Raw genomic sequence first — 1,889 nt, 5'->3', positions numbered from 1 at the left:
GCCAACATGGCGTCGTTGCTAAAGCCCTTGGGAGGGGTTGTGAACTTGATTGGCAGCGCCGTCGGGGCTGTCCGATACGAGTTAGGCAACATTGTTAGCGCAGCTTTCGACCAATTACTCAAGATATTGGGCGCAGCCTTTTACCAGTTTTGGATATTTATTCAAGGCTACCCGGCGTTATGGAGCATTTTCGTTACGGTCGGCACTTTTGTAATCATAGGCGCTTGGGTAGCACTAGTTTTACTTTTTATTGCAACAGGTACTCCCATTCCGATGTTCTTCCCGATCTAACAGACGCGCTCTGCGTTGCGGCCTGCCTCTTGGCCCTGGCCGGACATCGCCATCACCACCAGCGTCCACGTCCGGGACAACCGCGACGGCACCTTCAAAGCCGAGACACGCCTCGTCGTCGGCTAGACGCTGCCCGACCACGAACGTGAAAGGTTCGGCGAAGGAACGATGGAGAATCCAACCCTCGCGACCAACTCGTTGGGCGTCGATCCGACTGCGCGAACCTCACCGACCGCGCTGAGGGGGGCGTCATCTCAATACCCACGCCCGGCATTAAGCAAAACAAGCCACCATGGCCCGTATAAAGCAACACTTAAAAGAAACAGTAGCAAAAAGGGTACAATCGCTAGCAACATTAATAAAGATGTAATCATCGTTATCAATGTCTCTATTCCGGCTTGAATATTTGTTATCACATTCGCTATTAAATCGCTCATCGTGGACTGGGCGGTTGTGGCAGCAGCGGCAATCGGGGCCCCAATTGCTGTCAAGGGCTTGATCAGCGACGTGACGTTGGCGGCCTCCGCGCCGGCATACGCGCCGGCACTGGTGGTCAGGTGCTGCACAAATTGCTCCTGAAACGCCGCCGCCTTCCCGGCCAGCGCGTGATAGTCCTGGGCGTAACCGGAGAACAGATGCGCGATCCCCGCCGACACCTCATCGGCGGCAGCGGGGCGCACGAAAAGTGTCGAGGGCCCCGCTGTCATATGCGCAGCGTTGACCGTTGAACCGATACCCGCCAAATCCGTTGCCGCTTGGCTAATCAGTTCTGGCGCAACGCTCACCGCAGACATCTTGATCCTCCCGCCCGGTCTCTTCATCGACTCATCGGTAGGACAGGATCTTCACCGCGAGCCGGCAAATCCAAATAGGGACTTTCGCCCTCTGTGGTCGGGCCTAAAATCATGCACGCGTCGCCCGGCGCTGGCGACGTCAGGCAGGGGCGTCGGGGCCGCCCCAGCGTGCGGCGTAACGGCCGGATGCACGGCTAGAGGTTGAATCCCCTTAACGCGGCGACCCGCGCCACAAAGGCGTGGGCCGAGGCCGCAGAGTCACGGTCAGGTGCGGCGGCGTCTGTGTCGGCGGGTCAGCAGGGGCGCGAGGCGCGCCTCTGGGCGGCCCCGAGGGCTCCCGTAGACCTCGATTCGGATTTCCTGCGTCCCGATGAACAGGAGTCGGTGAGACACCCGGCTGCTGAGAAGGGCCAAAGATTGGATGTTAGGAGGCCGTTGTTTGGCCCAGCGGGTTCACCAAGGCGGATAGTGCGCGGAGAATTTGTACTGTCAGATTCGCCGGCCAGAAGAACGCAGTGGTGAACGACTGGACTAATTGAGTGCCGGCTGAAACGAGCTGGCCTACAACGGGAAACGCCGTGAGTAATGGGTTTATCGCGTCGGTCAAAACGTTCAATAGTAAGCCGTAGAACGGGAACGATTGGATGATGTTTGCCGCAGCGGACGCGAAGTACAGTACGACGAGATCTGCCATGAGCCAAGAAAGAAAACCAATGACGAAGCCGGCCACGGCGGCGGCACCTAGAACAAAGACAGTATTCGTCACTACATTTGTAATCTCATCTTTTACTTTCGACTGGGCGG

General features: G+C 57.8%; 3 protein-coding genes. 1 reads left to right on the top strand and 2 read right to left on the bottom strand.

The genetic code is table 11. The features are described 5' to 3' along the window. Positions 1–291: hypothetical protein (locus A5706_RS08200; RefSeq protein ID WP_231984910.1), on the top strand; the 291-nt coding region annotated here is incomplete at its 5' end. 254 nt (positions 292–545) lie between these two features. Here the strand turns inward: A5706_RS08200 and A5706_RS08195 are convergent. Then, positions 546–1,085, bottom strand: coding sequence for a PE family protein (locus A5706_RS08195; RefSeq protein WP_068128959.1), 540 nt, complete (start codon positions 1,083–1,085; stop codon positions 546–548). A gap of 424 nt (positions 1,086–1,509) precedes the next feature. Beyond that, positions 1,510–1,889, bottom strand: a 380-nt coding sequence (locus A5706_RS33465; protein WP_197517784.1) for a hypothetical protein, incomplete at its 5' end; no start/stop codon positions are given.

Origin of the sequence: Mycobacterium sp. E796 (genome assembly GCF_001672815.1) — a bacterium.
Taxonomy (GTDB): Bacteria; Actinomycetota; Actinomycetes; order Mycobacteriales; family Mycobacteriaceae; genus Mycobacterium.
Note: the sequence above shows the minus strand (reverse complement) of the source record. Positions and strands in the feature narration are given on the sequence as shown.

Coding starts and splice junctions, on each gene's coding strand:
- A5706_RS08195 (WP_068128959.1), bottom strand. CDS start 1,085: ATGTCTGCGGTGAGCGTTGCGCCAGAACTGATTAGCCAAGCGGCAACG.